The sequence below is a fragment of the Onishia niordana genome (assembly GCF_004798965.1).
In the GTDB taxonomy this organism is placed as follows: domain Bacteria; phylum Pseudomonadota; class Gammaproteobacteria; order Pseudomonadales; family Halomonadaceae; genus Onishia; species Onishia niordana.
The window spans coordinates 146107-172563 of sequence record NZ_SDSD01000007.1 but is presented as its reverse complement, the minus strand read 5'-3'; the positions used below and the strand labels follow the sequence as shown (position 1 = coordinate 172563).

Sequence of the window (26457 nt, the reverse complement as noted above, 5' to 3'; positions counted from 1 at the left end):
GCGTACTTTACGGACTATCGCGGAGCGACACAACCCCTTTCTTTCAAAAAGGTGAATAGAGGCTGTGGATAGATAACGGCGGCGAGAGGGTGTGGATAACCAGGCGCCGCACACGACAACGCCCGCACGAGGGCGGGCGTTTCAAGCGTGCAAGCGCAGAGCCATAAGACAAGACCGGACCCCGTCAGCGCAAGCGGCCTCATACGCCCCCTTCTCGACGCCCAACCGGCAAATGAGCTACCCATAAACAATCGATCACAATGAAGGCGAAACGTTGAGTGATAAACCAAGGTCAGCGGTAAGCGTTAGGCTCGACACTATAAGAGAGGTAGGAATGTTGACTGTCGAGCAGTATAAGAGGGCCAGAAACACAAAACCCGCCCTCAAAAGAGGACGGGTTGAAATATGGCGCGCCCTGGAGGATTCGAACCTCCGACCCTCTGATTCGTAGTCAGATACTCTATCCAGCTGAGCTAAGGGCGCGGATCAACATTGTGCTTGGCTGAGCAAAACAGGCTTGCCGAACCAACAACCTGCGGAACTTGGTATTTCCGCTGGCAGGAAGATGGCGCGCCCTGGAGGATTCGAACCTCCGACCCTCTGATTCGTAGTCAGATACTCTATCCAGCTGAGCTAAGGGCGCGTGCTATAGCATTACATCTTCATTGTGGTGATGAGACTGCGACAACTCGCAGTTGAATGGCGGAGAGAGAGGGATTCGAACCCTCGATGGGGCTATAAACCCCATACTCCCTTAGCAGGGGAGCGCCTTCAGCCACTCGGCCACCTCTCCCTCATCAACACGGCGCGTATGTTACCGTTTCTGAAGGTGTTTGTCCAACCCTTCTGGCAACTTTTTTACGCTTTCGTGATCAGATCAGGGCTGAGACTCAGTATCAGCTCTGAATCACGATTCGCTGGAACTCGAGCGCGCTATGAGCCTCGCTTCTGCAACCCAGCGGCGATAGCCTACCACATTTTATCGGCCACCGCTTCCCTACAAGACTACCTTCTTCCTCACTTCTCCCTTGAAAGCCAAAAGGCGATACAAGGCGATACCACTAGCGACACGAGGAGACACTACAATACCAGTACTTATAGTGTCGGCTCTGACTCGCCGTCTTCATCTGTCTTCTCGCGCTGAATACGCTGATAAATCTCTTCACGATGCACTGCGACGTCTTTGGGAGCATTCACGCCAATGCGTACTTGGTTCCCCTTCACACCCAGCACAGTCACGGTGACTTCATCACCAATCATCAAGGTTTCGCCGACTCGGCGGGTCAGGATGAGCATGACCGATCTCCTTTTCAGACTTCTCTTGCAACGGGATACGCACGCTTGTGGCCATGCGAGGCAAGATTATGCGCGAGACATGGCTTCAAGCCAAACGCCTCCTCCTATGCGCATCGCTCACGGCCCGTGAATGTGGCCACCACGAATGGCAGTGACCACTCTTCTAGCGTAGCGAAAGTGCTAGGCGCTACCAACCAGGATCACTCCTGCTCGATGTCGTCCTTGTCCAGACCAAACGCTTTGTGCAGGGCACGCACGGCAAGCTCCATGTGCTTCTCGTCGATGACCACGGAGATCTTGATCTCCGATGTAGAGACCATACGGATGTTGATATTTTCGTCGGCCAGCACGCGGAACATCTTAGAGGCAATGCCTGCGTGGGAACGCATGCCAACGCCGACCAAGGATACCTTGGCGATGTTGTCATCGCCGCGCAGATCGCCGCCACCCAGATCCGGAATCACCTGATCCTTGAGGATCTTCATGGTCTGCTTGTAATCGCCCTTACCGACCGTAAAGGTAAAGTCAGTGTAGTCGCCAGCCGGCGCCACATTCTGGACGATCATATCGATTTCGATATTCGCATCCGCGATCGGCCCAAGGATCCGCGAAGCCACACCCGGGACGTCAGGGGTATTGAGCAGAGTCAACTTGGCTTCGTTGGAGGTAAAAGCAATACCGGAAATCAGCGGTTCTTCCATGGAATCCTCTTCGTCTTCTGAATCAGCAATGATCAGGGTGCCGCTGCCGCCATCCTCGAAGCTGGAGAGCACGCGCAGCGGTACGTTGTACTTGCCGGCAAACTCGACGGCGCGAATCTGCAGGACCTTGGAGCCAAGGCTTGCCAGTTCAAGCATTTCCTCGACGGTGATGGTCTCCAGCCGACGCGCCTTGGAACAGACCCGCGGGTCAGTGGTATAGACGCCGTCGACATCAGTATAGATCTGGCACTCATCGGCCTTCAGCGCCGCAGCTAGTGCCACGCCGGTCGTATCGGAACCGCCACGACCCAGGGTCGTGATATTGCCTTCCTCGTCGACGCCCTGGAAGCCAGCCACCACGACCACCTGGCCGTCATCCAGATCGGCCTGGATTTCGTCGGTTTCGATACGCTGGATACGGGCCTTGGTATGCGCACTGTCGGTCTGGATACCGACCTGGGCGCCGGTATAGGACGTCGCCTGCACGCCCAGCTTCTGCAGGGCCATGGCCAGCAGCGAGATAGTGACCTGCTCGCCGGTGGACACCAACATGTCCAACTCACGTGGTGTTGGCTCGTCGTTAATCTGACTAGCCAGATCAACCAGGCGATTGGTCTCACCACTCATCGCCGAGACCACGACAACAACCTGGTGACCGTTGTCGCGGAAGCGTTTGACCTTCTCGGCCACAGCCTTGATGCGCTCGACCGAGCCCACCGAGGTGCCACCGAATTTTTGTACGTATAGCGCCATATGCGATTGCCTTGAAGTAAAAGGATGAAAGGAAAGAGTGCGTTATTGGGCGGGAAGCTTGGACGTGCAAGCGAAGGGACCGGAGCATACTGCTCACGGTCCCTGCCAGTGGCTTACCCCAGCTGTGCCTCTACCCAGGCTGGCACACTGGCCAATGCGTCGGGGAGGGCCGCGGGATCACTACCGCCGGCCTGCGCCATATCGGCACGACCGCCGCCCTTGCCACCCACTTGGGAGGCAACATGCTTGACCAGGTCGCCCGCCTTGAGGCGCCCGGTCAGATCATTGGTCACACCGGCGATCAAGCTGACCTTACCGCTGTCGGCATCGGCCACGCCGAGCACCACCACGCCAGAGCCCATTTTCTGCTTGAGCTGGTCCAGCACGGTGCGCAGCTCCTTGCCGGCTACGCCCTCGAGCTGCTTGGCGAGCAGACGCACGCCGGCGATCTCCTGCACCTCGCTCAACATGTCGTTGCCGGCGCTGCTGGCAAGCTTGGCCTTGAGGCGTTCGAGCTCTTTCTCGAGGCTACGGTTACGTTCGAGTAGCGACTCGACCCGGCTTTCGACCTGCTCGGGCTTGGCCTTGAGTCGTTCACCGACTCGCGCGAGCTGCGCTTCCTGGCCCTGAAAGTAATCAAGCGCCGCTTCGCCAGTGATGGCCTCGATGCGGCGCACGCCGGAAGCGATACCGGTTTCGGTGACGATATGAAAACAGCCAATATCACCACTGCGCGCCACATGAGTCCCGCCGCACAGCTCTACCGAAAAGTCGTCGGCGCCGATGGTCAGTACCCGCACATCATCGGCGTACTTGGCCTCGAACAGTGCCGCCGCCCCCTTGGCCTTGGCCTCATCGAGGGTCATGTTTTCGATTTGCGTGGGCGCATTGGTCAGCACCTGAGCATTGACGATGGCCTCGATCTCGGCAAGTTCCTCGGCTGATAGCGCCTCGAGGTGACTAAAATCGAAGCGCAAGCGCTCGGCGGTGACCAGAGAGCCTTTCTGCTGCACATGATCGCCCAGCACCATACGCAGCGCTTGATGCAACAAGTGCGTCGCCGAGTGGTTGCGCACTGTGGCGGCACGCAGACTGGCATCGACGGTCGGCGTTACCACCGCCCCTACCTTGAAACCGCCCTCGACCATCAGGCCCTGATGCAAGTGATGACTGGCCTGCTTCTGCGTGTCGGTGACCTGGAAACGGCCGCCATCAACCACAAGATAGCCGGTATCGCCCACCTGGCCGCCGGACTCGGCATAGAAAGGCGTGCGGTCGAGTACCACGACACCCTTCTGGCCCTCCTCCATCGCCGCCAGCTCGTTGCCTTCCGTATCGACCAGGGCCGTGATCCTGGCCTGGTCCTCGAGGCGATCATAGCCAGTGAAGGCGGTCTCACCGTCAAGCTCCAGGGTGATGCCATAGTCGGCACCAAACTGACTGGCCGCCCGAGCCCGCTCACGCTGCGCCTCCAGCGCCACCTTAAAGCCGTCTTCATCCAGTGACACGCCGCGTTCGCGGCACACATCGGCCGTCAGGTCATAGGGGAAACCGTAGGTGTCGTAGAGCTTGAACACCGTCTCGCCGGGTAAGACATCGCCTTCCAGCGCGTCCAGTGCCTCGCTCAAAAGTCCCATGCCATGGTCCAGGGTACGCGCGAACTGTGCCTCTTCCTTGGCCAGCACGGTCTCGATCTGGGCGCGAGCCTGACGAAGCTCTGGATAGGCCTCGCCCATCTCGGCGTCAAGCGCCGCTACCAAGGTATTGAAGAAGCTGCCCTGGGCGCCAAGCTTGTGGCCATGGCGAACCGCACGCCGAATGATGCGGCGTAGCACGTAGCCGCGCCCCTCGTTGGAAGGCAGTACACCATCGACGATCAGGAAGGCGCAGGAGCGGATATGGTCAGCGATCACGCGCAGCGATGGCGCAGTGGTATCGGCGTGGCCGGTGGCTTCAGAAGCGGCTGCCAACAGGTTCTGGAACAGATCGATCTCGTAGTTCGAGTGCACACCCTGCAGCACGGCGGCGACCCGCTCAAGGCCCATACCGGTGTCGATGGACGGCTTGGGCAGCGGGTTCATATTGCCCTGAGCATCGCGATCGAACTGCATGAAGACCAGGTTCCAGATCTCGATGAAGCGGTCACCGTCTTCTTCCGGGCTACCGGGAGGACCACCCCATACCTCGGCGCCATGATCGAAGAAAATTTCCGAAGACGGCCCGCAGGGGCCGGTATCGCCCATCTGCCAGAAGTTGTCCTCGTCGAGCTTGGAGAAGCGCTCGGGGTCGATGCCGATCTCGTCTTTCCAGATGCGCTCTGCTTCATCATCACTGACGTGGACGGTGACCCACAGCTTGTCCTTGGGCAGTCCCAGACGCTCGGTCAGAAAGGTCCAGGCGAACTGGATCGCCTGGCGCTTAAAATAGTCACCGAAGCTGAAGTTGCCGAGCATCTCGAAGAAGGTGTGATGCCGTGCAGTATAACCGACGTTATCCAGGTCATTGTGCTTACCACCGGCGCGCACACAGCGCTGCGCCGAGGTGGCACGTACATAGGGTCGCGGGTCGCGCCCCAGGAAGACGTCTTTGAAGGGCACCATGCCGGCGTTTGTGAACAGCAGGGTGGGGTCGTTATCCGGCACCAGCGAGCTGGACGGCACGATGGAATGTCCCTGCTCTTCGAAGAAGGTCAGAAAGGCCTGTCTGATCTCTGCGCTTTTCATATCAAGTCCGTGGCGTTAAGCGTGTTGACGCTGCGGGCGAGCGGCCGCCGGGGCGGACCGACACGGCACGCCGGTGTCGTCGAAAACCTTGGAGTATAACGAGTCGGCGGGAAACTTTCAGGGGGGATAGTGCGCTAGAAGGCGTCGTTGTCGTCCCAGGCATGGGCCAGGGCATATTTAAGCTGGTCGAAATCGAAACCACGGCCAGCGAGAAATCGCTCGCGCTTGGCTCGCTCCTTGGGAGTCTCGCCCGGGCCGCTGAAGCGCCGGGCGAGGGTCTCGGCGGCAAGCCGACACCAGTCCACCTCGGCCTCCGTCAGGGCCTCGTCGACCGTCTCGCGCGCCGCACCGCGCTGGTCGAGCTCGGCGCGCACCTTGCGTGGCCCCTGGCCCCGCTGAACGCGTGAGCGAACAAAGTGTTCAGCGAAGCGTACATCCGATTGCAGGCCCTGCTCGGCCAGGTCATCAAGGCATGTCGCCACCTCGGTGACGTCATGGCCCTTGGTCGCCAAGCGAGACTCGAGCTCGTGACGCGAATGCTCTCTTCGCGCCAACAGACGAATGGCATCATCACGAGGCGAGGGCTGATCGCCGCTTTCGCCTCGCGAGGTATTTGCTGACCCGAACGTCATGGATCAGGCCTTGTCGTCGAGCTCGCCGTCGGCGACTGCTTCGCCTTCGGCCTTGTCATCCTTCGGCTCGGCCTGGGTCAGCAACTGGGCGCGGATCTGGCTCTCGATCTCTTCCATGATCGCCGGGTTGTCTTCGAGATGCTGAGCGGCATTGGCCTTGCCCTGGCCGATCTTGCTGCCCTTGTAGCTGTACCAGGCGCCGGCCTTGTCGACGAGATTGCACTGCACGCCCAGATCGACCACTTCCCCGGCATGATAGATCCCCTTGCCGTAGAGAATCTGGAACTCGGCCTGACGGAACGGCGGCGCCGTCTTGTTCTTGACCACCTTGACGCGGGTCTCGTTGCCGGTCACTTCGTCGCCCTGCTTCACCGAACCGGTACGACGGATGTCGAGGCGCACGCTCGAATAGAACTTCAGGGCATTACCGCCGGTCGTGGTCTCGGGACTGCCGAACATCACGCCGATCTTCATGCGGATCTGGTTGATGAACACCACCATGCAGTTGGCGTTCTTGATGTTGCCGGTGATCTTGCGCAGCGCCTGGGACATCAGGCGCGCCTGCAGACCGACGTGGGAGTCACCCATCTCGCCTTCGATCTCGGCCCGCGGCGTCAGTGCCGCCACCGAGTCGACGACGATCAGATCAACGCCGCCGGAGCGCACCAGCATGTCGCAGATTTCCAGCGCCTGTTCGCCGTTGTCCGGCTGGGAGACCAGCAGGTCATCAAGATTGACGCCAAGCTTCTCGGCGTAACTCGGATCCAGCGCGTGCTCGGCATCGACGAAGGCACAGGTCTTGCCCTGCTTCTGGGCCTGGGCGATCACCGACAGGGTCAGGGTGGTCTTGCCCGACGACTCCGGCCCGTAGATCTCGACCACCCGGCCCAACGGTAGGCCGCCGATGCCAAGCGCGATATCGAGCCCCAGCGACCCGGTGGAGACCGATGGCATGGTCACGCGCGGCGCGTCGCCCAGGCGCATCACGGTGCCCTTGCCGAACTGGCGGTCGATCTGGCTGAGTGCCGCGTTCAGTGCCTTGGCGCGATTGTCGTCCTGTGCCATGGATGGCCTCCTGGAATCATCAAAGGAAAAGCGATGTGTCTGAATGCTGAATCAGGGTACAGCACCTAAATACTGTATGACTGCACAGTATTATGGAGAAAAAAAACCGTCGCGCCTACCGCTAAAGGGACTTTTCCTGTGGCGCCTGAGTCCCCTCAAGCCGTTCGATCAGCCCGGCGAGTGCCGCCCGCAGCGCCTGCTCGCGTACCGCATGGCGATTACCGTCAAAGTGACGGCATACGGCGCCTTGAGTGACGGCATCTCCCCAGGCCAACCACACCATGCCGACCGGCTTGGCCTGGCTGCCGCCCCCCGGCCCCGCCACGCCGCTGATAGCGACAGCCAGATTCGCGCCACTGTCGCGACAGGCCCCGGCCACCATCGCCTCGACCACCTCACGGCTGACGGCTCCATGCGTGGCAAGCGCCTCCTCGGGCACACCCAGCTGGCGGGTCTTGGCCGCATTAGAGTAGGTGACGTAGCCGGTCTCGAAATAGGCCGAGCTACCGGCAATCTCGGTGATGGCGTGGGCCACACCGCCACCGGTGCAGGACTCGGCGGCCGTCACGGACATCCCGCACGCCCTGCAGGCCTCACCCAGGCGGGTGGCGAGCGCGAGCGTGTCGAAGTTTTCCAGGGTCGAAGGAATAGCCGACATCTTGCCTCCGTGATGGTAAGCAGCGCAATCGGGCAGCGCCTGACGAGACGTGCCTGAGCGGGTAGAATATCGCCTTTTGCCGGCCCCTGACGAGTCACCCATTACAGCGTCGCCATGCTTCGCTTTCACATCCAGCCGCGCCCGCATGCCATCGTAACCAAGGAAGCCCATGACACAGGCCAGCGCCCAGCACACCCCGATGATGAGCCAGTTCCTGAAGATCAAGCGCGAGCACCCCGAGGTGCTGCTGTTCTATCGCATGGGGGACTTCTATGAGCTGTTCTTCGACGACGCCAAGCGCGCCGCCAAGCTGCTCGACATCACCCTGACCCAGCGCGGCCAATCGGCGGGCAAGCCGATTCCCATGGCCGGGGTGCCCTATCACAGCGCCGAGGGGTACCTGGCGCGCCTGGTCAAGGCCGGCGAGTCGGTGGCGATCTGCGAGCAGATCGGCGACCCGGCTACCAGCAAGGGCCCGGTTGAACGCAAAGTGGTGCGCATCGTCACCCCGGGCACCCTCTATGATGAAGCCCTGCTCGACGCCAACCGCGACAACCTGGTACTGGCCGCGCATCCCAAGGGCGAGACCTGGGGCATGGCCTGGCTGGAGCTTTCCAGTGGCCGCTTCAGCGTGCTCGAGGTCGAGGGCGAGGCCGAGATGCTCGCCGAGGTGCAGCGTCTCGACCCGGCCGAGTGCTTGATCGCCGACGGCCAGGACCTTCCGCCCTCGCTTGCCGAGCGTCGTGGCCTGCGTCGCCAGAGCGATTGGCTGTTCGATCTGGAATCGGCGACACGCACCCTATGTGATCAGTTCGCCGTACAGGACCTGCGCGGTTTCGGCTGCGCCCACCTTGAGGCGGCCATGACCGCCGCCGGGGTGCTGATCGACTATGCCCGGGATACCCAGCGCTCTCAGCTACCTCACGTCACCGCTATTGGCGTCGAGAACCGGGATGATGCCGTGGTGATCGACGCCGCCAGTCGACGCAACCTCGAGATCGATACCAACCTCGGCGGCAGCAGCGACAACACCCTGGCGAGCGTACTGGACACTACCGCCACCGCCATGGGCTCGCGCCTGATGAAGCGTTGGCTGAACCGTCCCCTGCACGACCGCCCCCGAGTCCTGGCCCGCCAGGCCGCCGTCGCACTGCTTTACCACAATGAGGCCTTTCTGCCCCTTCGTGATGACCTGAAGGCGATCGGCGACGTCGAACGTATACTTGCCCGCATCGCACTGCGCAGCGCCCGCCCCCGGGATCTGGCCCGGTTACGCGATGCCCTGAACGCCCTGCCCGGTCTCGAAGCGAACCTCTCGGGGTTCGATGAAGGAACGGCGCTCGACGAGCTCAGGCGCCATATCCATCCCTACCCGACGCTTGCCGAGACACTGAGCCGGGCGCTGATCGAAAACCCGCCGGTGGTGATCCGCGATGGCGGCGTGATCGCCGATGGCTTCGATGAGGAGCTCGACGAGCAGCGCGGCCTCGCTGAAAACGCCGGCGACTACCTGATCAAGCTGGAAACCCGCGAGCGTGAACGCACCGGCCTTGCCGGCCTCAAGGTCGGCTACAACCGGGTGCATGGCTACTACATCGAGATCCCGCGCGCCCAGGCGCGTGAAGCCCCGGTGGACTACATCCGCCGCCAGACCCTGAAGAACGCCGAACGCTTCATCATTCCCGAGCTCAAGGAGTTCGAGGACAAGGCGCTGTCGGCCAAGTCCCGGGCGCTGGGACGCGAGAAGCTGCTCTACGAGTCACTGCTCGATACCCTGGGCGCCGAGCTCGATGCCCTGCAGCACACAGGCCGGGCACTGGCCAGCCTCGACGTGCTGGCAAGCTTTGCCGAACGTGCCCAGGCGCTGGATTTCGTACGCCCGACGCTCACCGAGGCACCGGGTATCAATATTCAGGGCGGACGCCATCCGGTGGTCGAGCACGTCAGCGAAGCGCCCTTCGTGCCCAATGACCTGGCGCTGGACGACACGCGGCGCATGCTGGTGATCACCGGCCCCAACATGGGCGGCAAGTCGACCTACATGCGTCAGGCGGCACTGATCACGCTGCTGGCCCATACCGGCAGCTTCGTGCCCGCCGATGCCGCCGAGATCGGCCCGGTCGATCGCATCTTTACCCGCATCGGCTCCTCAGACGACCTGGCCGGTGGTCGTTCGACCTTCATGGTCGAGATGACCGAGACCGCCAACATCCTGCACAATGCCAGCGACAAGAGTCTGGTGCTGATGGACGAAATCGGTCGCGGCACCTCGACCTTCGATGGCCTGTCGCTTGCCTGGGCCAGTGCCGAGCACCTGACGCGCTCGCGGGCCTTCACGCTGTTCGCCACTCACTACTTCGAGATGACCGCTCTGCCCGATCAGGCGCCGGGCGTGGCCAACGTGCACCTGACCGCGGCCGAGCACAAGGACGGTATCGTCTTCATGCACCGGGTGGAAGACGGCCCGGCAAGCCAGAGTTATGGCCTGCAGGTCGCCCAATTGGCCGGGGTGCCCCAGCATGTGATCGCTCGCGCCCGCGAGAAACTCGCCGTACTCGAGCAGCAGGAGATCGACCAGGGCCAGCGCCAGACACCCCTGGCCGACCCGGTATCGGCGCCCGGACCGAACACCGCGCCTACTGCCCCCGCGCCGCGCCAGGACGATCTGTTTGCCAGTACGCCACACCCTCTGCTCGACGAACTGGCCGGTCTGGATATCGACGGCCTGAGTCCGCGCCAGGCCCTGGAGCTGCTCTATGCCTGGCGGAAAAAAGTCTAGCCATGCCGATAGCTATCCGTCACAGGGAAAGTGACCGGACCGTTGGCGGCATGACTGGCACAAACGCTGTGCGCCGGATGAACGAAGAACGCCGCATAACGGGCATGGATTCATGCCGAAACGTTCTTCATCCCGGCCGCTGCGATGACTTGCTGGCCCTGCACGCCACGACTAGAATATTGCCCCATTAGAATGGCGGCTTCTAATGACCAAGCCGCTTATAACTAGATTTAGCACACGACTCCATCAGGCTCACGGCACATCACTGAGACCCTGACAGCTAACGATCGAGGAAGACCCATGACATTCGTCGTCACCGAGAACTGCATCAAGTGCAAGTACACCGACTGCGTGGAGGTCTGCCCGGTAGACTGCTTCTACGAAGGCCCCAACTTCCTGGTCATTCACCCCGACGAGTGCATCGATTGCGCCCTGTGCGAGCCGGAATGCCCCGCGGAGGCTATCTTCTCCGAAGACGAACTCCCCGAGGGGCAGCAGGAATTCATCGAGCTCAACGCCGAGCTGTCCGAGGTCTGGCCAAACATCGCAGAGAAGAAGGACCCGCTGCCTGACGCTGAGGAGTGGGACGGCAAGAGCGACAAGAAGGAACTGCTCGAGCGCTGAGACCCGGCCATCAACGATGGCCGACAGGCGTGGTCCACGACAAAGGGGCCGGCGATTTCTCGCCGGCCTCTTTTTGGACAGATTATGACCAGAACGCGCTGCATAGAGCGTGATCCGCAACACCTTGTGCCCAGAACGCTACGTCAGGTTCCTGAGGCTTTTTTCACACGCATAAAAAAAGGCGACCCGAAGGTCGCCCGCTCCTAGCCATTTCCTTGAGCATGTCCCTATGCCCGCTTCCTCGGGTGACTTCCCTGCCCGGGAACGACATCCTGTCGCACCAAGCGCACCCGTCTACCATCCCGTTGCATCCTGCCGGGAAAGCGTCCTGCTTCCCCACATCCCAAGTGAATTGTGGCACTTATAGCGATGTTCTCAAGTCGACTCATATAGGGAAAAAGCACTAGCCAACGCATGCTGAAATAAAAAATATTCTTCTTTTTCATATATTTACGAGAAGCAAGGCAAACCAAAGGTGATCATTTATTGATCAACATCACGCTTTTCGGGGCAAAGTTGTCGGCAATCTCTTACGCGCAATGAGGATATGGTCGGCATGAGCTCCGTCCGGATGCGGTCCAAACCGGCGCGCGATACGAAAAAAGGCGCCCGCAGGCGCCTTTCCACTGGTCTTTTCAATGTCACAGGTCGTCATCGACCCGGGCTGATTTCAGCCTTGACCCTTGATGGCAGACAGGCCCGGATAGCGCACGGCCTCACCCAGCTGCTGCTCGATCACCAGCAGACGGTTGTACTTGGCGACGCGGTCGGAACGGCACAGTGAGCCGGTCTTGATCTGGCCCGCTGAGGTCGCCACGGCCAGGTCGGCAATGGTGGTATCTTCGGTCTCGCCGGAGCGGTGGGAGATCACAGCGGTGAAGCCCGCATCCTGCGCCATCTTGATCGCATCCAGGGTCTCAGAGAGCGAGCCGATCTGGTTGAACTTGATCAGGATGGAGTTACCGATCTTCTCATCAATGCCACGCTTTAGAATGCGGGTGTTGGTGACGAACAGGTCATCACCTACCAGCTGAACCTTGTCGCCCAGCTTGTCGGTGAGCGCCTTCCAGCCGGCCCAGTCGGATTCGTCCATGCCGTCTTCGATGGAGACGATCGGATACTGCTCGGCAAGCTCCGCCAGGTAGTCGACGAAACCGGCCGCATCAAAGCTCTTGCCTTCGCCGGACAGGTCGTACTGCCCCTCCTTGAAGAACTCGCTGGAGGCACAGTCAAGCGCCAGGGTGATGTCGCTGCCAAGCGTATAACCGGCGTCAGACACCGCCTGCTTGATCACCGCCAGCGCCTCGGCATTGGAGTCGAGGTCTGGCGCGAAACCGCCCTCGTCACCCACCGCAGTGGAAAGGCCGCGTGATCCCAGCACTTTTTTCAGGGCGTGGAAGACCTCGGCGCCCATGCGCAGGCCTTCACGAAAGCTCGGCGCACCCACCGGCTGAATCATGAACTCCTGGATGTCGACGTTGTTATCGGCATGCTCCCCGCCGTTGATGATGTTCATCATCGGCACCGGCATCAGGTACTTGCCCGGTTGACCATAGAGTTCGGCGACATGCGCATAGAGCTCGATGCCCTTGGCGCTGGCCGCGGCCTTGGCGGCGGCCAGGGAGACGGCGAGGATAGCGTTGGCGCCGAGGCTTTCCTTGTTCTCGGTGCCATCGAGCTCAAGCATGGCGTTATCCAGCGCGCGCTGATCCAACGCATCGAGGCCCGCCAGCCGTTCACGGATCGGACCGTTGACGGCCTCAACTGCCTTCAGCACGCCCTTGCCCAGGTAGCGAGACTTGTCGCCGTCGCGCAACTCCAGCGCTTCGCGAGAGCCGGTTGACGCACCGCTCGGCGCGCAGGCCACGCCCTTGGCGCCACTTGCCAGCACCACTTCGGCCTGCACGGTGGGGTTACCGCGTGAGTCCAGCACCTCGAGGGCGCGAATTTCGACAATCTTGGTCATGATGTCTCATCCTTATTAATGCTAAGCGTTGATCCAGTCGACTTATCTGGAGGGAATCACGGCTCCGCTCGAAAACTGTCGTCTATCCGGCACGTCATTCAAGGCATCAGGCGCCCGAAAGCCGGGTCATGGGGCCTGCCGCCACCCGCGCGCCGCAATCAGGCAATCGTCAGTGCGGGGAAACCCTTGACCAGGTCATCCAGCGACTTGAGCTGAGTCAGAAACGGTTCGAGTTGGTCCAGTGGCAAGGCACAGGGACCGTCGCACTTGGCATTATCCGGGTCCGGATGGGCTTCGAGAAAGATCCCGGCGAGCCCCACCGCAACACCGGCACGGGCAAGCTCAGCGACCTGGGCACGACGACCATCAGCGCTGTCGGCACGCCCGCCTGGGCGCTGCAGGGCATGCGTGACGTCGAAGAACAGCGGATAGCCGGTAGCCTTCATGTCACCGAAGCCGAGCATGTCGACCACCAGGTTGTTGTAGCCGAAGCTCGAGCCCCGCTCGCAGAGGATCAGGCGATCGTTGCCCGCTTCCTCGCACTTGCGCACGATGTGTCGCATCTCGTGAGGCGCCACGAACTGCGGCTTCTTGATATTGATCACCGCGCCGGTCTCGGCCATGGCCACCACCAGATCGGTCTGGCGGGCCAGGAAGGCCGGCAACTGAATGATATCGGCGACCTCGGCCACCGGCTTGGCCTGCCAGGGCTCGTGAACGTCGGTGATCACAGGCACGTTGAAGCGCTCCTTGACCTCGGCGAGGATCTCGAGGCCTTTCTCCAGGCCCGGCCCGCGATAGGAGTGAATCGAGCTGCGATTCGCCTTGTCGAAGCTTGCCTTGAATACGTACGGGATGCCGAGCTTAGTGGTCACCTCGACGTAGCGCTCGGCGACCTCCAAAGCCATGTCGCGAGACTCGAGCACATTCATGCCGCCAAAAAGCGATAGCGGCAAGGCGTTGCCGGCCTTGTGGCCGGCAAACTCGATGGTTTTCTGAGATTCGCTCATCTGCTGTCCTTAGCCCTGCGGCTGAGCCTGCGCATGCTGCCGAGCGCGCGCCTGCTTCTGCTCGAGTGCCGCTTGCACGAAGCCCGAAAACAGCGGATGGCCATCGCGGGGCGTAGAGGTAAATTCCGGATGGAACTGGCAGGCCACGAACCAGGGATGGTCCGGCAGCTCGACCATCTCGACCAGCGACTGATCGACGCTCTTGCCGGAAATCACCAGACCGGCCTCTTCAAGCTCGCCGATGAACTGGTTGTTGACCTCGAAGCGGTGGCGGTGGCGCTCGACGATCTCATCGTTGCCGTACGCCTCACGCGCCTTGGAGCCCGGCTGCAGATGACAGATCTGGCCTCCCAGACGCATGGTGCCGCCGAGGTCGGAGGCCGCATCACGCAGCTCGATCTTGCCCTCGGCATTCAGCCACTCGGTGATCAGACCGACCACCGGGTGCTTGGTGTCATGAGTGAACTCGGTGGAGTTGGCATCCGCCCAGCCCGCCACGTGGCGGGCGAACTCGATCACTGCGACCTGCATGCCGAGGCAAATGCCCAGATAGGGGATCTTATTCTCACGGGCGAAGCGGGCCGTGGCGATCTTGCCTTCCACGCCGCGCTCACCGAAACCACCTGGCACCAGAATGGCGTCCTTGCCCGCCAGCCGCTCGGGGCCGTGGCGCTCGATATCCTCGGAATCGATATAGTCGATATTGACCTTGATGCGGTTCTGGATACCGGCATGAGTCAGCGCCTCGTTCAACGACTTGTAGGCATCCAGCAGTTCCATGTACTTGCCGACCATGGCGATGTTGACCGACTTCAGCGGGTTGAGCTTGGCGTCCAGCACGCGGATCCACTCTTCCAGCTCAGCATCGCTGGCTTCCAGGCGCAGCTTGTCGCAGACAATCTCGTCGAGGCCGTGCTCATGCAGCATCAGCGGGATGCGGTAGATGGTGTCGGCATCCTGCAGCGGCACCACCGCACGTTCTTCGACGTTGGTGAACAGCGCGATCTTGCGACGCTCGGTCTCCTCGAGCTCGACCTCACTGCGACAGATCAGGATATCCGGCTGGATACCGATCGAGCGCAGCTCCTTGACGCTGTGCTGGGTCGGCTTGGTCTTGGTCTCGCCGGCCGTCTGGATGTAAGGCACCAGCGTCAGATGCATGAAGATGGCGCGATTGGCACCCAGCTCGCTTCTGATCTGGCGGATCGACTCGAGGAACGGCAACGACTCGATGTCGCCGACCGTCCCGCCGATCTCGACCAGTGCCACATCGAAGCCTTCGCCCCCGGCATAGACCCGACGCTTGATCTCGTCGGTGATATGCGGGATCACCTGCACCGTGCCGCCCAAGTAGTCGCCGCGGCGCTCCTTGCGCAGTACGTGCTCGTAGACACGACCGGTGGTGAAGTTGTTGCTCTGGGTCATCTTGGTGCGAATGAAGCGCTCGTAATGGCCCAGATCCAGGTCGGTCTCGGCGCCATCCTCGGTGACGAATACTTCGCCATGCTGGAAGGGACTCATGGTGCCCGGATCGACGTTGATGTACGGATCCAGCTTGAGCATGGTGACCTTGAGACCGCGGGCCTCGAGAATCGCCGCCAGCGAGGCGGACGCGATGCCCTTGCCGAGAGAGGACACAACGCCGCCGGTCACGAAGATATATCGTGTCATGGAGAACCTGTCGAAACGTGATCAGAAGGCGCGGCAGGAAACCGCACCAGGATGGGACGACAGAGTAGCAGAATCGCCTTGGTGGCTCAATTTGCCATACGCACCATCGCCAGCATGCTTTTCCCCTGCCTATCGGCACACGTCTTTTTCCGGGAGGAAAAAGACGTGTATCGCGGACCTGTCACCGTTGCCGGCTGAAAAAAGCCGTCTGGCGCTCAGACTTCCAGGTAGTCGAGGATACCCTCGCCGGCCTGGCGGCCCTCATAGACCGCGGTCACAACGAGGTCTGAGCCGCGCACCATGTCACCGCCGGCAAAGACCTTGGCGTTGCTGGTCTGGAAAGGATAACGACCATGCTCCGGCGCCGTGATCAGGCCCCGCTCGTTGGTGTCGATATTGCTGGGCTCGAGCCAGTCGATATCGGTCGCCTGGAAGCCGAAGGCAATCACCACCGCATCCGCAGGCAGCACTTCCTCGGAGCCCGGTACGACTTCAGGACGCTGACGGCCGTTTTCGTCAGGCTCCCCCATGCGGGTACGCACCACCTTGACACCCTCGACCCTGTCTTCACCGATCACCGCCACCGGTTGACGGTTGAACAGGAACTCGACGCCCTCTTCGCGGGCATTGGCCACCTCACGCTTGGAGCCCGGCATGTTTTCCTCGTCTCGGCGATAGGCGCAGGAAACGCTGGCCGCCCCCTGACGAATCGATGTCCGATTGCAGTCCATGGCGGTGTCGCCGCCGCCCAGTACGACGACCCGCTGGCCCTCGAAGGAGACATAATCGGAGGCGTTTTTCTCGAAGCCCAGGCAGTGATTGACGTTCGCCACCAGGAAATCCAGCGCCTTGTGCACGCCCGGCAGGTCTTCCCCAGGGAAGCCGCCCTGCATGTACTTGTAGGTACCCATGCCGAGGAAGACCGCATCGTAGTCCTCCATCAGCTCATCGATGGTGATATCGGCACCGATCTCGACACCCAGACGGAACTCCACGCCCATCTCCTCGAAGACCGCCCGCCGACGCTCCATCACGCTCTTCTCAAGCTTGAACTCGGGAATACCGAAGGTCAGCAGCCCCCCGATCTCCGGGTACTTGTCGAACACCACCGGGGTCACGCCATTGCGCACCAGGATATCGGCACAACCGAGACCTGCCGGCCCGGCACCGACGATCGCCACGCGCTTATCGGTTTTGGTGACCTGCGACATATCAGGCCGCCACCCCATCGCGAAGGCGGTATCGGTAATGTACTTCTCAACCGAGCCGATGGTCACCGCGCCAAAGCCGTCGTTGAGGGTGCAATCCCCCTCGCAGAGACGGTCCTGCGGGCAGACCCGACCGCATACCTCGGGCAGCGAGTTGGTCGCATGCGACAGCTCGGCAGCCTTCAGGATGTTGCCTTCGGCCACCAGCTTCAACCAGTTGGGAATGTAGTTGTGGACCGGGCACTTCCACTCGCAATAGGGGTTGCCGCACCCCAGGCAACGATCCGCCTGGCTGGCGGCTTCGCTTGGCTGATAGGGCTCATAGATCTCGGCAAACTCCCGTGAACGGGTGCGCGCCGGCTTCTTCTGCGGGTCATGGCGACCCACATCGATAAATTGGAAATCGTTATGCTGAAGACGCTCTGCCATTGTCGTCTCTCCTCGAAAACTGGAAGGTCAGGACGGAGCCAGTGATACTGGCTCCGCCGGGACGCGGCCGCCGGAACTCGGTCTGTGGGGCCGCTGCCGGGACGTCGCTTACTCCGGCCGCCGCCGAGACTCGGCGAGCAGGCTGCCAAGACTCGCGGCCTTGGGCTTCACCAGCCAGAAGTGGCGGATGAAGTGGCCGAAGTCCTCGAGTATCTCCTCACCGCGCGCCGAGCCGGTGGTAGCGACATAGTCCTCGATGACCTCCCTCAGGTGGCGCCGGTACGCCTCCATGGCTTCGGTGTTGATCCGGTGGATTTCCACCAGTTCGTGGTTGTACTTGTCGACGAAGGTACGGTCTTCGTCAATGACGTAGGCAAAGCCGCCGGTCATGCCTGCGCCAAAGTTGACACCGGTCGCGCCAAGCACCGTGACCAACCCGCCGGTCATGTACTCGCAGCAGTGATCCCCGGCTCCCTCGATGACCGCAGTGGCACCGGAATTGCGCACCGCGAAGCGCTCGCCGGCAGTGCCAGCGGCATAAAGCGTGCCGCCGGTCGCGCCATACAGGCAAGTATTACCGATGATGGCCGTCTTGTGACTTTCGAAGTGGCTGCCGGCCGGCGGCACGATGGTGATCGAACCGCCGTTCATGCCCTTGCCGACATAATCGTTGGCATCGCCTTCGAGATACAGGTTCAGACCGCTAGCATTCCATACCCCGAAGCTCTGTCCCGCCACGCCGGTGAAGCGCGCGGTGATCGGCGCATCTTCGAGACCGGCCTCACCATAGCGCTTGGCGATGGCCCCGGAGGTCATGGCCGCCACACTGCGATCACAGTTGGTGATGGTGAAATCGAACTCGCCACCGGATTTGTCGTCGATCGCCGAGCGTAGCGCCTCGAGCACCTCTTGGTTCTTGGCACCCGGGTCATGGGGCACGTTGCGATTGACGTGGCAGAACTGGGGAGCACCCGCCGGAACATGATCGTTCTCGAGCAACGGCGTCAGGTCGAGCTTGCGCTGGGCGCTGGTCTGACCCTCGAGCACCTCGAGCAGATCGGTGCGCCCGATCAGGTCGGTGATCTTGCGCACCCCGAGCAGCGACATCAGTTCACGCACTTCCTCGGCAATGAAGCGGAAGTAGTGCTTGACCATGTCGACGGTGCCGCGGAAGTGTTCGTCACGCAGGAACTGATCCTGTGTCGCCACACCGGTCGCGCAGTTGTTGAGGTGACAGATACGCAGGTACTTGCAGCCCAGCGCGACCATGGGCGCGGTGCCGAAGCCGAAGCTCTCAGCGCCGAGAATCGCCGCCTTGACCACATCGAGGCCGGTCTTCAGCCCGCCATCGGTCTGCAGGCGGATCTTGTCACGCAGGCCATTGATGCGCAGCGCCTGATGAACCTCAGGCAGGCCAAGCTCCCAGGGGCTGCCCGCATGCTTGATCGAGGTCAGCGGGCTCGCCGCGGTGCCCCCGTCATAGCCCGACACGGTGATCAGGTCGGCATAGGCCTTGGCCACGCCGGTGGCGATGGTGCCGATGCCGGGCTCGGAGACCAGCTTGACCGATACCTGGGCGTCCGGGTTGACCTGCTTGAGATCGAAGATCAACTGCGCCAGATCCTCGATCGAATAGATATCGTGGTGCGGGGGCGGCGAGATCAGCGTGACGCCGGGGACCGCATAGCGTAGCCGGCCGATCATCTCGTTGACCTTGCCACCGGGCAGCTGACCGCCTTCACCGGGCTTGGCGCCCTGGGCGACCTTGATCTGCAATACCTCGGCGTTGACCAGGTAGGTCGGCGTGACACCGAACCGCCCAGAAGCGATCTGCTTGATCTTCGATGAACGGATGGTGCCGTAGCGCGCCGGATCCTCGCCCCCTTCCCCGGAATTGGAGCGGCCGCCGGTCTCGTTCATTGCCTGAGCCAGCGCCTCGTGGGCCTCCGGCGACAGGGCGCCGAGCGACATGCCGGCACTGTCGAAGCGCGGGATCAGCTCATCCGTGGTCTCGACTTCCTCGAGCGGCACCGGCTCGGCGGCAGGCTTCAAGACCAAAAGGTCGCGAATGGTGGCCACCGGGCGCTCGTTGACCAGGCCGGCGAATTTCTTCCACTTCTGATAATCGCCCTGCTGGACCGCCTCCTGAAGGGTGGTCACCACATCGGGGTTGTAGGCGTGGTATTCCTTGCCATGGACGTACTTGACCAGACCGCCCTGGTCAATGCTCTTGCGCGGCGTCCAGGCCCGGCGAGCCAGCAGCTCCTGCTGCATTTGCAGCTCGCTGAACCCCGCCCCCTGAATGCGCGATGCCATGTTGGTGAAGCATAGATCCATCACCTCGTCGCCTAGACCCACTGCCTCGAAAAGCTGGGCGCCACGATAGGACGCCAGGGTCGAGATCCCCATCTTGGAGAGAATCTTGAAGAGCCCCTTCTGCAGGCCCTTGCGATAGTTTTCGCGGGCATCCGCCGGATTACCGGTCAATTCGCCGGTACGGTGCATGTCGGCCATCACCTGATAGGCGAGATACGGATAGACCGCCGTGGCACCGACCCCGAACAGCACCGCCATCTGGTGAGCGTCACGGGCATAGCCGGTCTCGACGATCAGGTTGACCCGCGGACGCAAGGCCTTCTGGCCCAGATGGTGGTGCACGGCCCCCACGGCAAGCGCCGCCTGAATCGGCAACTGGCCTTTCTTGAGGCCGGCATCACTCAGCACCAGCACGACGTTACCGCTGCGCGCGGCATCGGCGGCTTGGCGACACAACACCTGAATGGCCTGCTTGAGCCCGGTGGTCTCGGGATCATAGGCAAGTGACAGGTGCTGACTGGCGAACGCCGGGTCGTCCTGGTTGACCAACGCGGTAAATTTGCGCGGTGAGAGCACCGGCGTGGTCAGAATCAGGCGATGTGCGTGCTCGGGCGTGGCCTCGAAGACGTTAAGCTCAGCGCCGCAAATGGTCTCCAGCGACATCACGATGGCTTCGCGCAGCGGATCGATCGGCGGGTTGGTGACCTGAGCAAATTTCTGGCGGAAATGGTCGGTGAGCAGGCGTTCATGGCCCGACAACACGGCCATGGGCGTATCGTCGCCCATCGAACCCACGGCTTCCTGACCGCTTTCGGCCAGTGGGCGCAGCAACTGGTCACGCTCCTCGAAGGTAATCTGGAAAAGCTTCTGATGAACATTGAGCTCATCGGCATCCATGGGCTGGAAACGCGCCAGCTCGGTCAGGGCCGACTCCAGATAACTGGCTTCGTCTTTGAGCCAGCGACGATAGGGAAATGCCGACTTCAAGCGGTTGTCGATGTCTTCGGTGTGCAGAATCTCACCGGTCTGGGTATCGATCCCCAGCACCTTGCCGGGTCCGACCCGTCCCTTGGCCACCACGTCTTCGGGCCGGTAATTGTAGGTACCGATCTCGGAGGCCAGGGTAATATAGCCGTTCTTGGTGATGACCCAGCGTGCCGGACGCAGGCCGTTGCGATCCAGCATGCAGACGGCGTGACGACCATCGGTCATCACCATGCCCGCAGGCCCGTCCCAAGGCTCCATGTGCATGGAGTTGTATTCATAGAAGGCGCGCAGGTCGCCGTCCATGGTTTCCACATTCTGCCAGGCCGGCGGCACCATCATGCGCACGGCGTTATAGATGTCCATGCCGCCAGCCATCAACACTTCGAGCATATTATCCATGCTCGAGGAGTCGGAGCCGGAGGTGTTGACGATCTCGTCGAGCTCGGCGATCTCGGGTAGCCGATCACTGACGAAGTTTTCCTTGCGCGAGTTGGCCCAGCCGCGGTTGGCCTCAATGGTGTTGATCTCGCCGTTGTGCGCCAGCAGGCGAAACGGCTGCGCCAGCGGCCAACGCGGGGCGGTATTGGTCGAGAAGCGCTGGTGGAAGACACAGATCGCGGTCTCGAGCCGCTCGTCATTCAGGTCCTGATAGAAGGTGGGCAGGTCCACCGGCATCATCAGGCCTTTATAGGACACCACCTGGGAAGACAGCGAACAGACATAGAACTCGGATTCGCGAGACAGCTTCTCCTCGGCACGGCGCCGTGCCATGAACAGGTCCACGCCAAAGTCGGCCTCGAGACGGTCGTCACCCGCAGAGACGAAGACCTGACGGATGCGCGGCAGACAGTCGAGTGCCATCGGGCCACAGACGCTCGGGTCAATGGGCACTCTGCGCCAGCCATGTACGGTCAGTCCGCGTGCTTCAAGCTCGCCGGTGAGCACGTCGCGAGCAGCCTGCTCGCGGGTATCGTCGTCGGGTAAGAAAATGCTGCCCACGGCAAAGCCTTCACCCAGCTCGACACCCAGTGACTCCCGAGCCACGGCCCGCATGAAGTCGACCGGCATCTTCAGCAGCAGGCCACAGCCATCGCCGGTCTTGCCATCGGCGGCGATACCGCCGCGATGCGTCATACAGGTCAGCGATTCGATAGCGGTCTTGAGCAGGTCATGACTGGCCTGTCCTTCCATATGCGCAATCAGGCCGAAGCCGCAGTTGTCGCGAAATTCACCGGGCTGGTGGAGACCTTGTCTCATGGGCGCGCCTCATCAATATCAGTAGTCTTGTGTCCAGACGGCTTCTGCGATATATTTATTGGTTTTTCTTTTTCCACATATCGCCGATGCATGCCGGTTTCTGGCGCCAAAAAAGGCCGTCCAGCATAGCCATCCCCCTTCTACGGCGCAATTCCCTGCCCGCCGAGACCTGAAAAAAATCGCCTAAAATCGGCACCTTAGCGAACCAGTCAAGCAAAAAACCCTGACAGGTCAACCACTTGGCTGTGCCTGACGCACCGAATCCGCAACAGTAGACTTTAGTCGCAAAAGGACGCTCAAGGGCATGCCAATCATGCATAAGGCATGCGTATTCTTTTATGCCGATCGACATCCACGCATCGCCCAATTGGCACACCTGATCACTCACTCCCGGATGCCACCAGTCATTTTTTGCCCCGCCAACGGCTCTCGGCATGCTTGTTTGCAAACGTCCGTCTTGCCACGCGCCAGTCGTGCTCAACACCCGATCGCCCCAACGACGTAACGCGCTTAGGCCATGTCTGAAACGCCGAGCAAAAAAAAGCGCCCGTGCAAACGGACGCTTGATCATCAAGATGGCCACTGACAGCGGCTTGCCTCAGCGACGGGGAAAGTCCGCCAGCAGGGCGGCGAGCGTCTCGGGGGGCGTAGAATCATGCAGACAGGCACCACCCAGACTTCTCAACAACACCAGGCGTAGCCGAGCATCGATATTTTTCTTGTCCAGGCGCATCACGGCCAGAAAGTCATCCACCTCCATGTCCGCCGGCGCCGCCAGCGGCAGGCCAGCGGCAGCAATTACCGCCGCCACGCGGGCCACCTCGGCCTCGCTCAGCCACCCCAGGCGCTTCGATAGTTCGGCTGCCATCAACATGCCAGTGCCCACCGCTTCGCCATGAAGCCAGCTGCCATAACCCTGGTGCGCCTCGATGGCATGCCCGAAGGTATGCCCCAGGTTCAACAGCGCCCGAGCGCCTTGCTCGGTCTCGTCAGCAGCAACCACCTCGGCCTTGATGGCACAGCTTCGATAGATCGCCTCGCGCAGCGTTTCTCCATCCACTCCGCGCAGCGCATCCATCTGTGCTTCGAGCCAGACAAGAAAATCGAGGTCGCGTATCAGCCCGTACTTGATGACCTCGGCGAGCCCCGCCGAGAGCTCCCGAGACGGCAGAGTGGCAAGCGTATCGGTATCAATGAGCACGGCCTTTGGCTGCCAGAAGGCGCCGATCATGTTCTTGCCGCGGGGATGGTTCACTCCCGTTTTGCCACCCACCGAGGAATCGACCTGAGACAACAGGGTTGTCGGCACCTGAATGAAGGCGACACCTCGCTGATAGCAGGCCGCCGCGTATCCGGTCATGTCGCCCACTACCCCGCCTCCCAGAGCGATAAGGGTGCAGCGACGATTAAAACCCGCGGCCAGCAGGGCATCCCAGATAAGCGACACCGACTCCAGCGTCTTGGTATGTTCACCGTCAGGCAGTATCACCTCGCCGACCTCAAGATCTTCGGGAAGTCCCCGCTTGAAGGCCTCGAGATAGAGCGGCGCGATCGTCTCATTGGTGACGATCATGACCTGACGTCCGGCCAGATAGGGTGTGACGGCACCGGGGCGACCGAGCAGGCCGGGGCCGATATGAATCGGATAACTGCGCTCATCGAGCGCTACGCTCAGGGTGCGGATAGCAGCAGACTGGGGCATGAAGAAGACTCGTTGGGAAATCGTGGCAGTTTGCGATCAGGCCTTGCAGGACATCAGCGGATCAAGCTGGCGTGCCACCCGGCGCACGATCTCTCCCACCACCGCTTTTGGGCCACGACGGTCGGTGCGCACCACCAGGTCAGCCGTCGCCCGATACAGCGGATCGCGACGGGTAAACAGCGTACGCAATACCTCCTCACGATCGTCTCGCTGCAACAACGGCCGATTGCGGTCACGAGCGGTGCGCTTTAGCTGCTGCTCGACGGTGGTGTAGAGATAGATCACAGTGCCGCGCTCGCGAAGCGCACGACGATTGGCTTCACGCATCACAGCGCCACCGCCGGTGGCCATGACCACCCTGGGACACCGTGTCAGCTCACCGATCACCTGTTGTTCACGCTCGCGAAACCCCGCTTCGCCCTCGACATCGAAGATCCAGGGGATATCGGCGCCGCATCGCGCCTGTATCTCATGGTCGCTGTCGAAGAACTCACGGCCTAGTTCGGCCGCCAACAAGCGGCCGATCGTGCTTTTACCGGCCCCCATGGGGCCGATAAGAAAGAGATTGGGAAGATCGTCCTGCATCAGCGAAGGGCCAGCCTGTCTTCGAGAATCCTGGGGGTAATGAATACCAGCAACTCTACCTTCTCGTTCTCCTCTTGGGTATAGCGGAAGAGGTGGCCAAGCACCGGAAGGTCGCCGAAAAACGGCGTTTTCGAGAGGCTGCGCAGCTCTTCTGTGGTAAGGATCCCACCCAGTACCACCGTTTCCCCGTTGTCGACCAGCACCTGCGTCTCGATCTGATTGGTATCGATGGCCGGCGCGCCACCAAAGCTCTGGTCGGAAACAGTATCGTTGTTGATGGCTAGGTCCATGATCACCCGGTTATCCGGGGTAATCTGCGGGGTAACCTCAAGCGACAGCACCGCTTCCTTGAACTCGATGTTGGTCGCGCCGCTGGAGGTCGCCTCCTGATAGGGGATCTCCTGGCCCTGCTTGATGACGGCGGTCCGCTGGTTGGCGGTGATCACTCGCGGCTGGGAGATGGTCTGGCTCTTGTTCTCGGTCTCCAGGGCATTAAGCTCGAGATCAAGTAGCACGTCGCCGGACAGGTAACCGAAAGAGAAGCTGGTCGCGGCGGTATTGGCACTGCCCATATCGACAGCCAGGCCACCGTTGCTGGCAATACCATCGGAGGCACCACTCAGGTTGGCGCTGCTGCCATTGCCCAGCACACCATTGATGTTGTCAGCCGACGACGCCCCCCAATTAACCCCCAGCTCCTGGGTCACACCATCTCGGGCGATAACGATGCGCGCCTCGATCTGCACTTGGCGCACGGCCACGTCCAGCTTCTCGACGGTGCGCAGGATCTCGCGTATCTGGGCGGCGGTATCCTGAATCAACAGGGTGTTGGTACGCGCATCAACGCTGACGCGCCCCCTTTCGGTCAGAAGGCCGAAGCCCTCGGCGCCACGCAACAGCTGCGCCAGGTCCGAGGCCTTGGCGTACTTGACCTGCACATACTCGGTAGTGAGCGGCGCCAGCACCTGCATTTGCTCGCGAGCCTCGATCTCCTGGCGCTCGATATTGGCAAGTTCGCTGGCCGGCGCCACCACGATGACATTTCCCTCACGACGACTGGCGAGCCCGTGACTCTGCAGCACCAGATCCAGGGCCTGGTCCCAGGGCACATCATCGAGATTCAGGGTCACTCGGCCGCTGACGCTATCACTTGCCACCAGGTTGAGACCGCTGACATCGGAGATGATGGACAGTACGGCACGCACTTCGATGTCCTGAAAGTTCAGGTTGATGCGCTCTCCGTTAAAGCTTTCACGACCCGCTTCGCGATCGTCCTGCTGGTCTGGCGTGACTGGGTGCGCCTCGACAATCAATTGACGCCCCTGCAGGGTCGAGAACATTGAATAGTTGTCTCGGGTCTCGATGTTCAAGCGCACCCCGTTGGCCACGCGACTCGGCACGATACGCGTGATCGGGGTGCCAAAGTCGGTGACGTCGAGCACCTGGTCCTGATTCTGAGGCAGACGCACATCGGGAAGCTCGGCGATGATGCTGTTACCGGATTCGCGCACCTGAGAAGCGACGCCGGCGCGATTGAAGTTGACCACCAGACGACCACCGCCGTCACCGCTGCGCTGGAAATCGAACCCGGCTATCCGTGGCTCGGCGCTTGCGTCTGTCGACACGGAAGGCGATGACGACGATGCGCGGGGTGCAGTTGACGCCTGTGACTGAGGGGCATCGCCACCGATCACCAGCTTGAGACGACCCCCTTGCTGACGGGTGCGATAAGCCATCGGTGACTCGAGATCAAACACCAGGCGCGTACGCGAGCCCGCCTCGAGCGTGATCAGGCGCTCGACGCCCGCCAGACTAATCTCACGGCGACGCTCAGCCAGGCCATTGGACGTATCAACCAGGTCGATACTGAGCCTGGGAGGCGAATCGAGCCGATAGCCACGCACCTCGGGCACCTCGCCATCGAAGCGCATGTCTACTTCAAGCTCGCCGGCACTGCTTTGGCTAACCTCAAGTCCTGTCAGTGCCGAGGCGCCCAACGCCGTTGCCGGCAGTCCAACAACCAGTCCCAGCGCCAGCAGCACGCGCATCATGATTTGCATCGTCGCTTCCCTTGTTACCTGCGTGGCACAGTCTT

Annotated in this window: 17 protein-coding genes and 3 tRNA genes; 2 read left to right on the top strand and 18 right to left on the bottom strand. The window is 61.5% G+C overall.

From position 1 onward, the window contains the following. Positions 1-406: 406 nt before the first annotated feature. The 9 genes from ETC27_RS13900 to ETC27_RS13860 all read right to left on the bottom strand — a co-directional run bounded on the left by ETC27_RS13900 (position 407) and on the right by ETC27_RS13860 (position 7828). Positions 407-483, bottom strand: a tRNA-Arg gene (locus ETC27_RS13900). Positions 484-566: 83 nt separating this feature from the next. Next, positions 567-643 (bottom strand) — tRNA-Arg (locus ETC27_RS13895). Between the two features lie 57 nt (positions 644-700). Continuing rightward, positions 701-793: transfer RNA gene (locus ETC27_RS13890), tRNA-Ser, on the bottom strand. A 302-nt stretch (positions 794-1095) separates the two neighbouring features. Next, a complete protein-coding gene (gene csrA / locus ETC27_RS13885) occupies positions 1096-1296 on the bottom strand; it encodes a carbon storage regulator CsrA (protein ID WP_136255609.1) in 201 nt (66 codons plus the stop codon). Between the two features lie 200 nt (positions 1297-1496). Continuing rightward, positions 1497-2750, bottom strand: coding sequence for an aspartate kinase (locus ETC27_RS13880; protein WP_136255608.1), 1254 nt, complete (start codon positions 2748-2750; stop codon positions 1497-1499). A gap of 113 nt (positions 2751-2863) precedes the next feature. Beyond that, a complete protein-coding gene (gene alaS / locus ETC27_RS13875) occupies positions 2864-5473 on the bottom strand; it encodes an alanine--tRNA ligase (protein WP_136255607.1) in 2610 nt (869 codons plus the stop codon). 134 nt (positions 5474-5607) lie between these two features. Beyond that, the gene (locus ETC27_RS13870) at positions 5608-6105 is read right to left on the bottom strand and encodes a regulatory protein RecX (protein WP_136255606.1); all 498 of its coding nucleotides are present in this window, start codon (positions 6103-6105) and stop codon (positions 5608-5610) included. 3 nt (positions 6106-6108) lie between these two features. Then, entirely contained in the window at positions 6109-7170 is a 1062-nt protein-coding gene (recA, locus tag ETC27_RS13865) for a recombinase RecA (protein WP_136255605.1), read from the bottom strand. A 121-nt stretch (positions 7171-7291) separates the two neighbouring features. Next, complete coding sequence (locus ETC27_RS13860) at positions 7292-7828, bottom strand: CinA family protein (RefSeq protein ID WP_136255604.1); 537 nt, start codon at positions 7826-7828, stop codon at positions 7292-7294. A 169-nt stretch (positions 7829-7997) separates the two neighbouring features. Between ETC27_RS13860 and mutS the strand changes: the two genes are divergently transcribed. Together mutS and fdxA are read left to right on the top strand one after the other, a co-directional pair. Beyond that, on the top strand, positions 7998-10607 hold the full coding sequence (gene mutS, locus ETC27_RS13855) for a DNA mismatch repair protein MutS (protein ID WP_136255603.1): 2610 nt from the start codon (positions 7998-8000) through the stop codon (positions 10605-10607). 300 nt (positions 10608-10907) lie between these two features. Continuing rightward, positions 10908-11231, top strand: coding sequence for a ferredoxin FdxA (fdxA, locus tag ETC27_RS13850; protein ID WP_136255602.1), 324 nt, complete (start codon positions 10908-10910; stop codon positions 11229-11231). 670 nt (positions 11232-11901) lie between these two features. Here the strand turns inward: fdxA and eno are convergent. From eno to ETC27_RS13805, 9 genes are all read right to left on the bottom strand, one after another. Beyond that, entirely contained in the window at positions 11902-13197 is a 1296-nt protein-coding gene (gene eno, locus ETC27_RS13845; protein WP_136255601.1) for a phosphopyruvate hydratase, read from the bottom strand. Between the two features lie 158 nt (positions 13198-13355). Further along, entirely contained in the window at positions 13356-14207 is an 852-nt protein-coding gene (kdsA, locus tag ETC27_RS13840) for a 3-deoxy-8-phosphooctulonate synthase (protein WP_136255600.1), read from the bottom strand. Positions 14208-14216: 9 nt separating this feature from the next. Then, positions 14217-15878, bottom strand: coding sequence for a CTP synthase (gene pyrG, locus ETC27_RS13835; RefSeq protein WP_136255599.1), 1662 nt, complete (start codon positions 15876-15878; stop codon positions 14217-14219). Positions 15879-16093: 215 nt separating this feature from the next. Beyond that, positions 16094-17515, bottom strand: coding sequence for an FAD-dependent oxidoreductase (locus tag ETC27_RS13830; protein WP_136255598.1), 1422 nt, complete (start codon positions 17513-17515; stop codon positions 16094-16096). 108 nt (positions 17516-17623) lie between these two features. After that, a complete protein-coding gene (gene gltB / locus ETC27_RS13825; RefSeq protein ID WP_136255597.1) occupies positions 17624-22075 on the bottom strand; it encodes a glutamate synthase large subunit in 4452 nt (1483 codons plus the stop codon). A 55-nt stretch (positions 22076-22130) separates the two neighbouring features. Then, positions 22131-22646 carry a hypothetical protein gene (locus tag ETC27_RS13820; RefSeq protein ID WP_136255596.1) on the bottom strand — a complete coding sequence of 172 codons (516 nt, stop codon included), beginning with the start codon at positions 22644-22646 and terminating at the stop codon, positions 22131-22133. A 27-nt stretch (positions 22647-22673) separates the two neighbouring features. After that, complete coding sequence (gene aroB / locus ETC27_RS13815) at positions 22674-23777, bottom strand: 3-dehydroquinate synthase (protein ID WP_136255595.1); 1104 nt, start codon at positions 23775-23777, stop codon at positions 22674-22676. A 36-nt stretch (positions 23778-23813) separates the two neighbouring features. Beyond that, positions 23814-24362, bottom strand: a complete 549-nt coding sequence (gene aroK / locus ETC27_RS13810) for a shikimate kinase AroK (RefSeq protein ID WP_136255594.1) — start codon at positions 24360-24362, stop codon at positions 23814-23816. After that, on the bottom strand, positions 24362-26422 hold the full coding sequence (locus tag ETC27_RS13805) for a type IV pilus secretin PilQ (RefSeq protein ID WP_168709065.1): 2061 nt from the start codon (positions 26420-26422) through the stop codon (positions 24362-24364). Before ETC27_RS13805 ends, aroK begins: the two co-directional genes overlap by 1 nt. Positions 26423-26457 lie beyond the last annotated feature (35 nt).

Coding starts and splice junctions, on each gene's coding strand:
- pyrG (WP_136255599.1), bottom strand. CDS start 15,878: ATGACACGATATATCTTCGTGACCGGCGGCGTTGTGTCCTCTCTCGGC.
- ETC27_RS13805 (WP_168709065.1), bottom strand. CDS start 26,422: ATGCAAATCATGATGCGCGTGCTGCTGGCGCTGGGACTGGTTGTTGGA.
- aroK (WP_136255594.1), bottom strand. CDS start 24,362: ATGCAGGACGATCTTCCCAATCTCTTTCTTATCGGCCCCATGGGGGCC.
- mutS (WP_136255603.1), top strand. CDS start 7,998: ATGACACAGGCCAGCGCCCAGCACACCCCGATGATGAGCCAGTTCCTG.
- ETC27_RS13870 (WP_136255606.1), bottom strand. CDS start 6,105: ATGACGTTCGGGTCAGCAAATACCTCGCGAGGCGAAAGCGGCGATCAG.
- kdsA (WP_136255600.1), bottom strand. CDS start 14,207: ATGAGCGAATCTCAGAAAACCATCGAGTTTGCCGGCCACAAGGCCGGC.
- ETC27_RS13860 (WP_136255604.1), bottom strand. CDS start 7,828: ATGTCGGCTATTCCTTCGACCCTGGAAAACTTCGACACGCTCGCGCTC.
- fdxA (WP_136255602.1), top strand. CDS start 10,908: ATGACATTCGTCGTCACCGAGAACTGCATCAAGTGCAAGTACACCGAC.
- ETC27_RS13880 (WP_136255608.1), bottom strand. CDS start 2,750: ATGGCGCTATACGTACAAAAATTCGGTGGCACCTCGGTGGGCTCGGTC.
- csrA (WP_136255609.1), bottom strand. CDS start 1,296: ATGCTCATCCTGACCCGCCGAGTCGGCGAAACCTTGATGATTGGTGAT.
- ETC27_RS13820 (WP_136255596.1), bottom strand. CDS start 22,646: ATGATCAAGCGTCCGTTTGCACGGGCGCTTTTTTTTGCTCGGCGTTTC.
- eno (WP_136255601.1), bottom strand. CDS start 13,197: ATGACCAAGATTGTCGAAATTCGCGCCCTCGAGGTGCTGGACTCACGC.
- aroB (WP_136255595.1), bottom strand. CDS start 23,777: ATGCCCCAGTCTGCTGCTATCCGCACCCTGAGCGTAGCGCTCGATGAG.
- recA (WP_136255605.1), bottom strand. CDS start 7,170: ATGGCACAGGACGACAATCGCGCCAAGGCACTGAACGCGGCACTCAGC.
- ETC27_RS13830 (WP_136255598.1), bottom strand. CDS start 17,515: ATGGCAGAGCGTCTTCAGCATAACGATTTCCAATTTATCGATGTGGGT.
- gltB (WP_136255597.1), bottom strand. CDS start 22,075: ATGAGACAAGGTCTCCACCAGCCCGGTGAATTTCGCGACAACTGCGGC.
- alaS (WP_136255607.1), bottom strand. CDS start 5,473: ATGAAAAGCGCAGAGATCAGACAGGCCTTTCTGACCTTCTTCGAAGAG.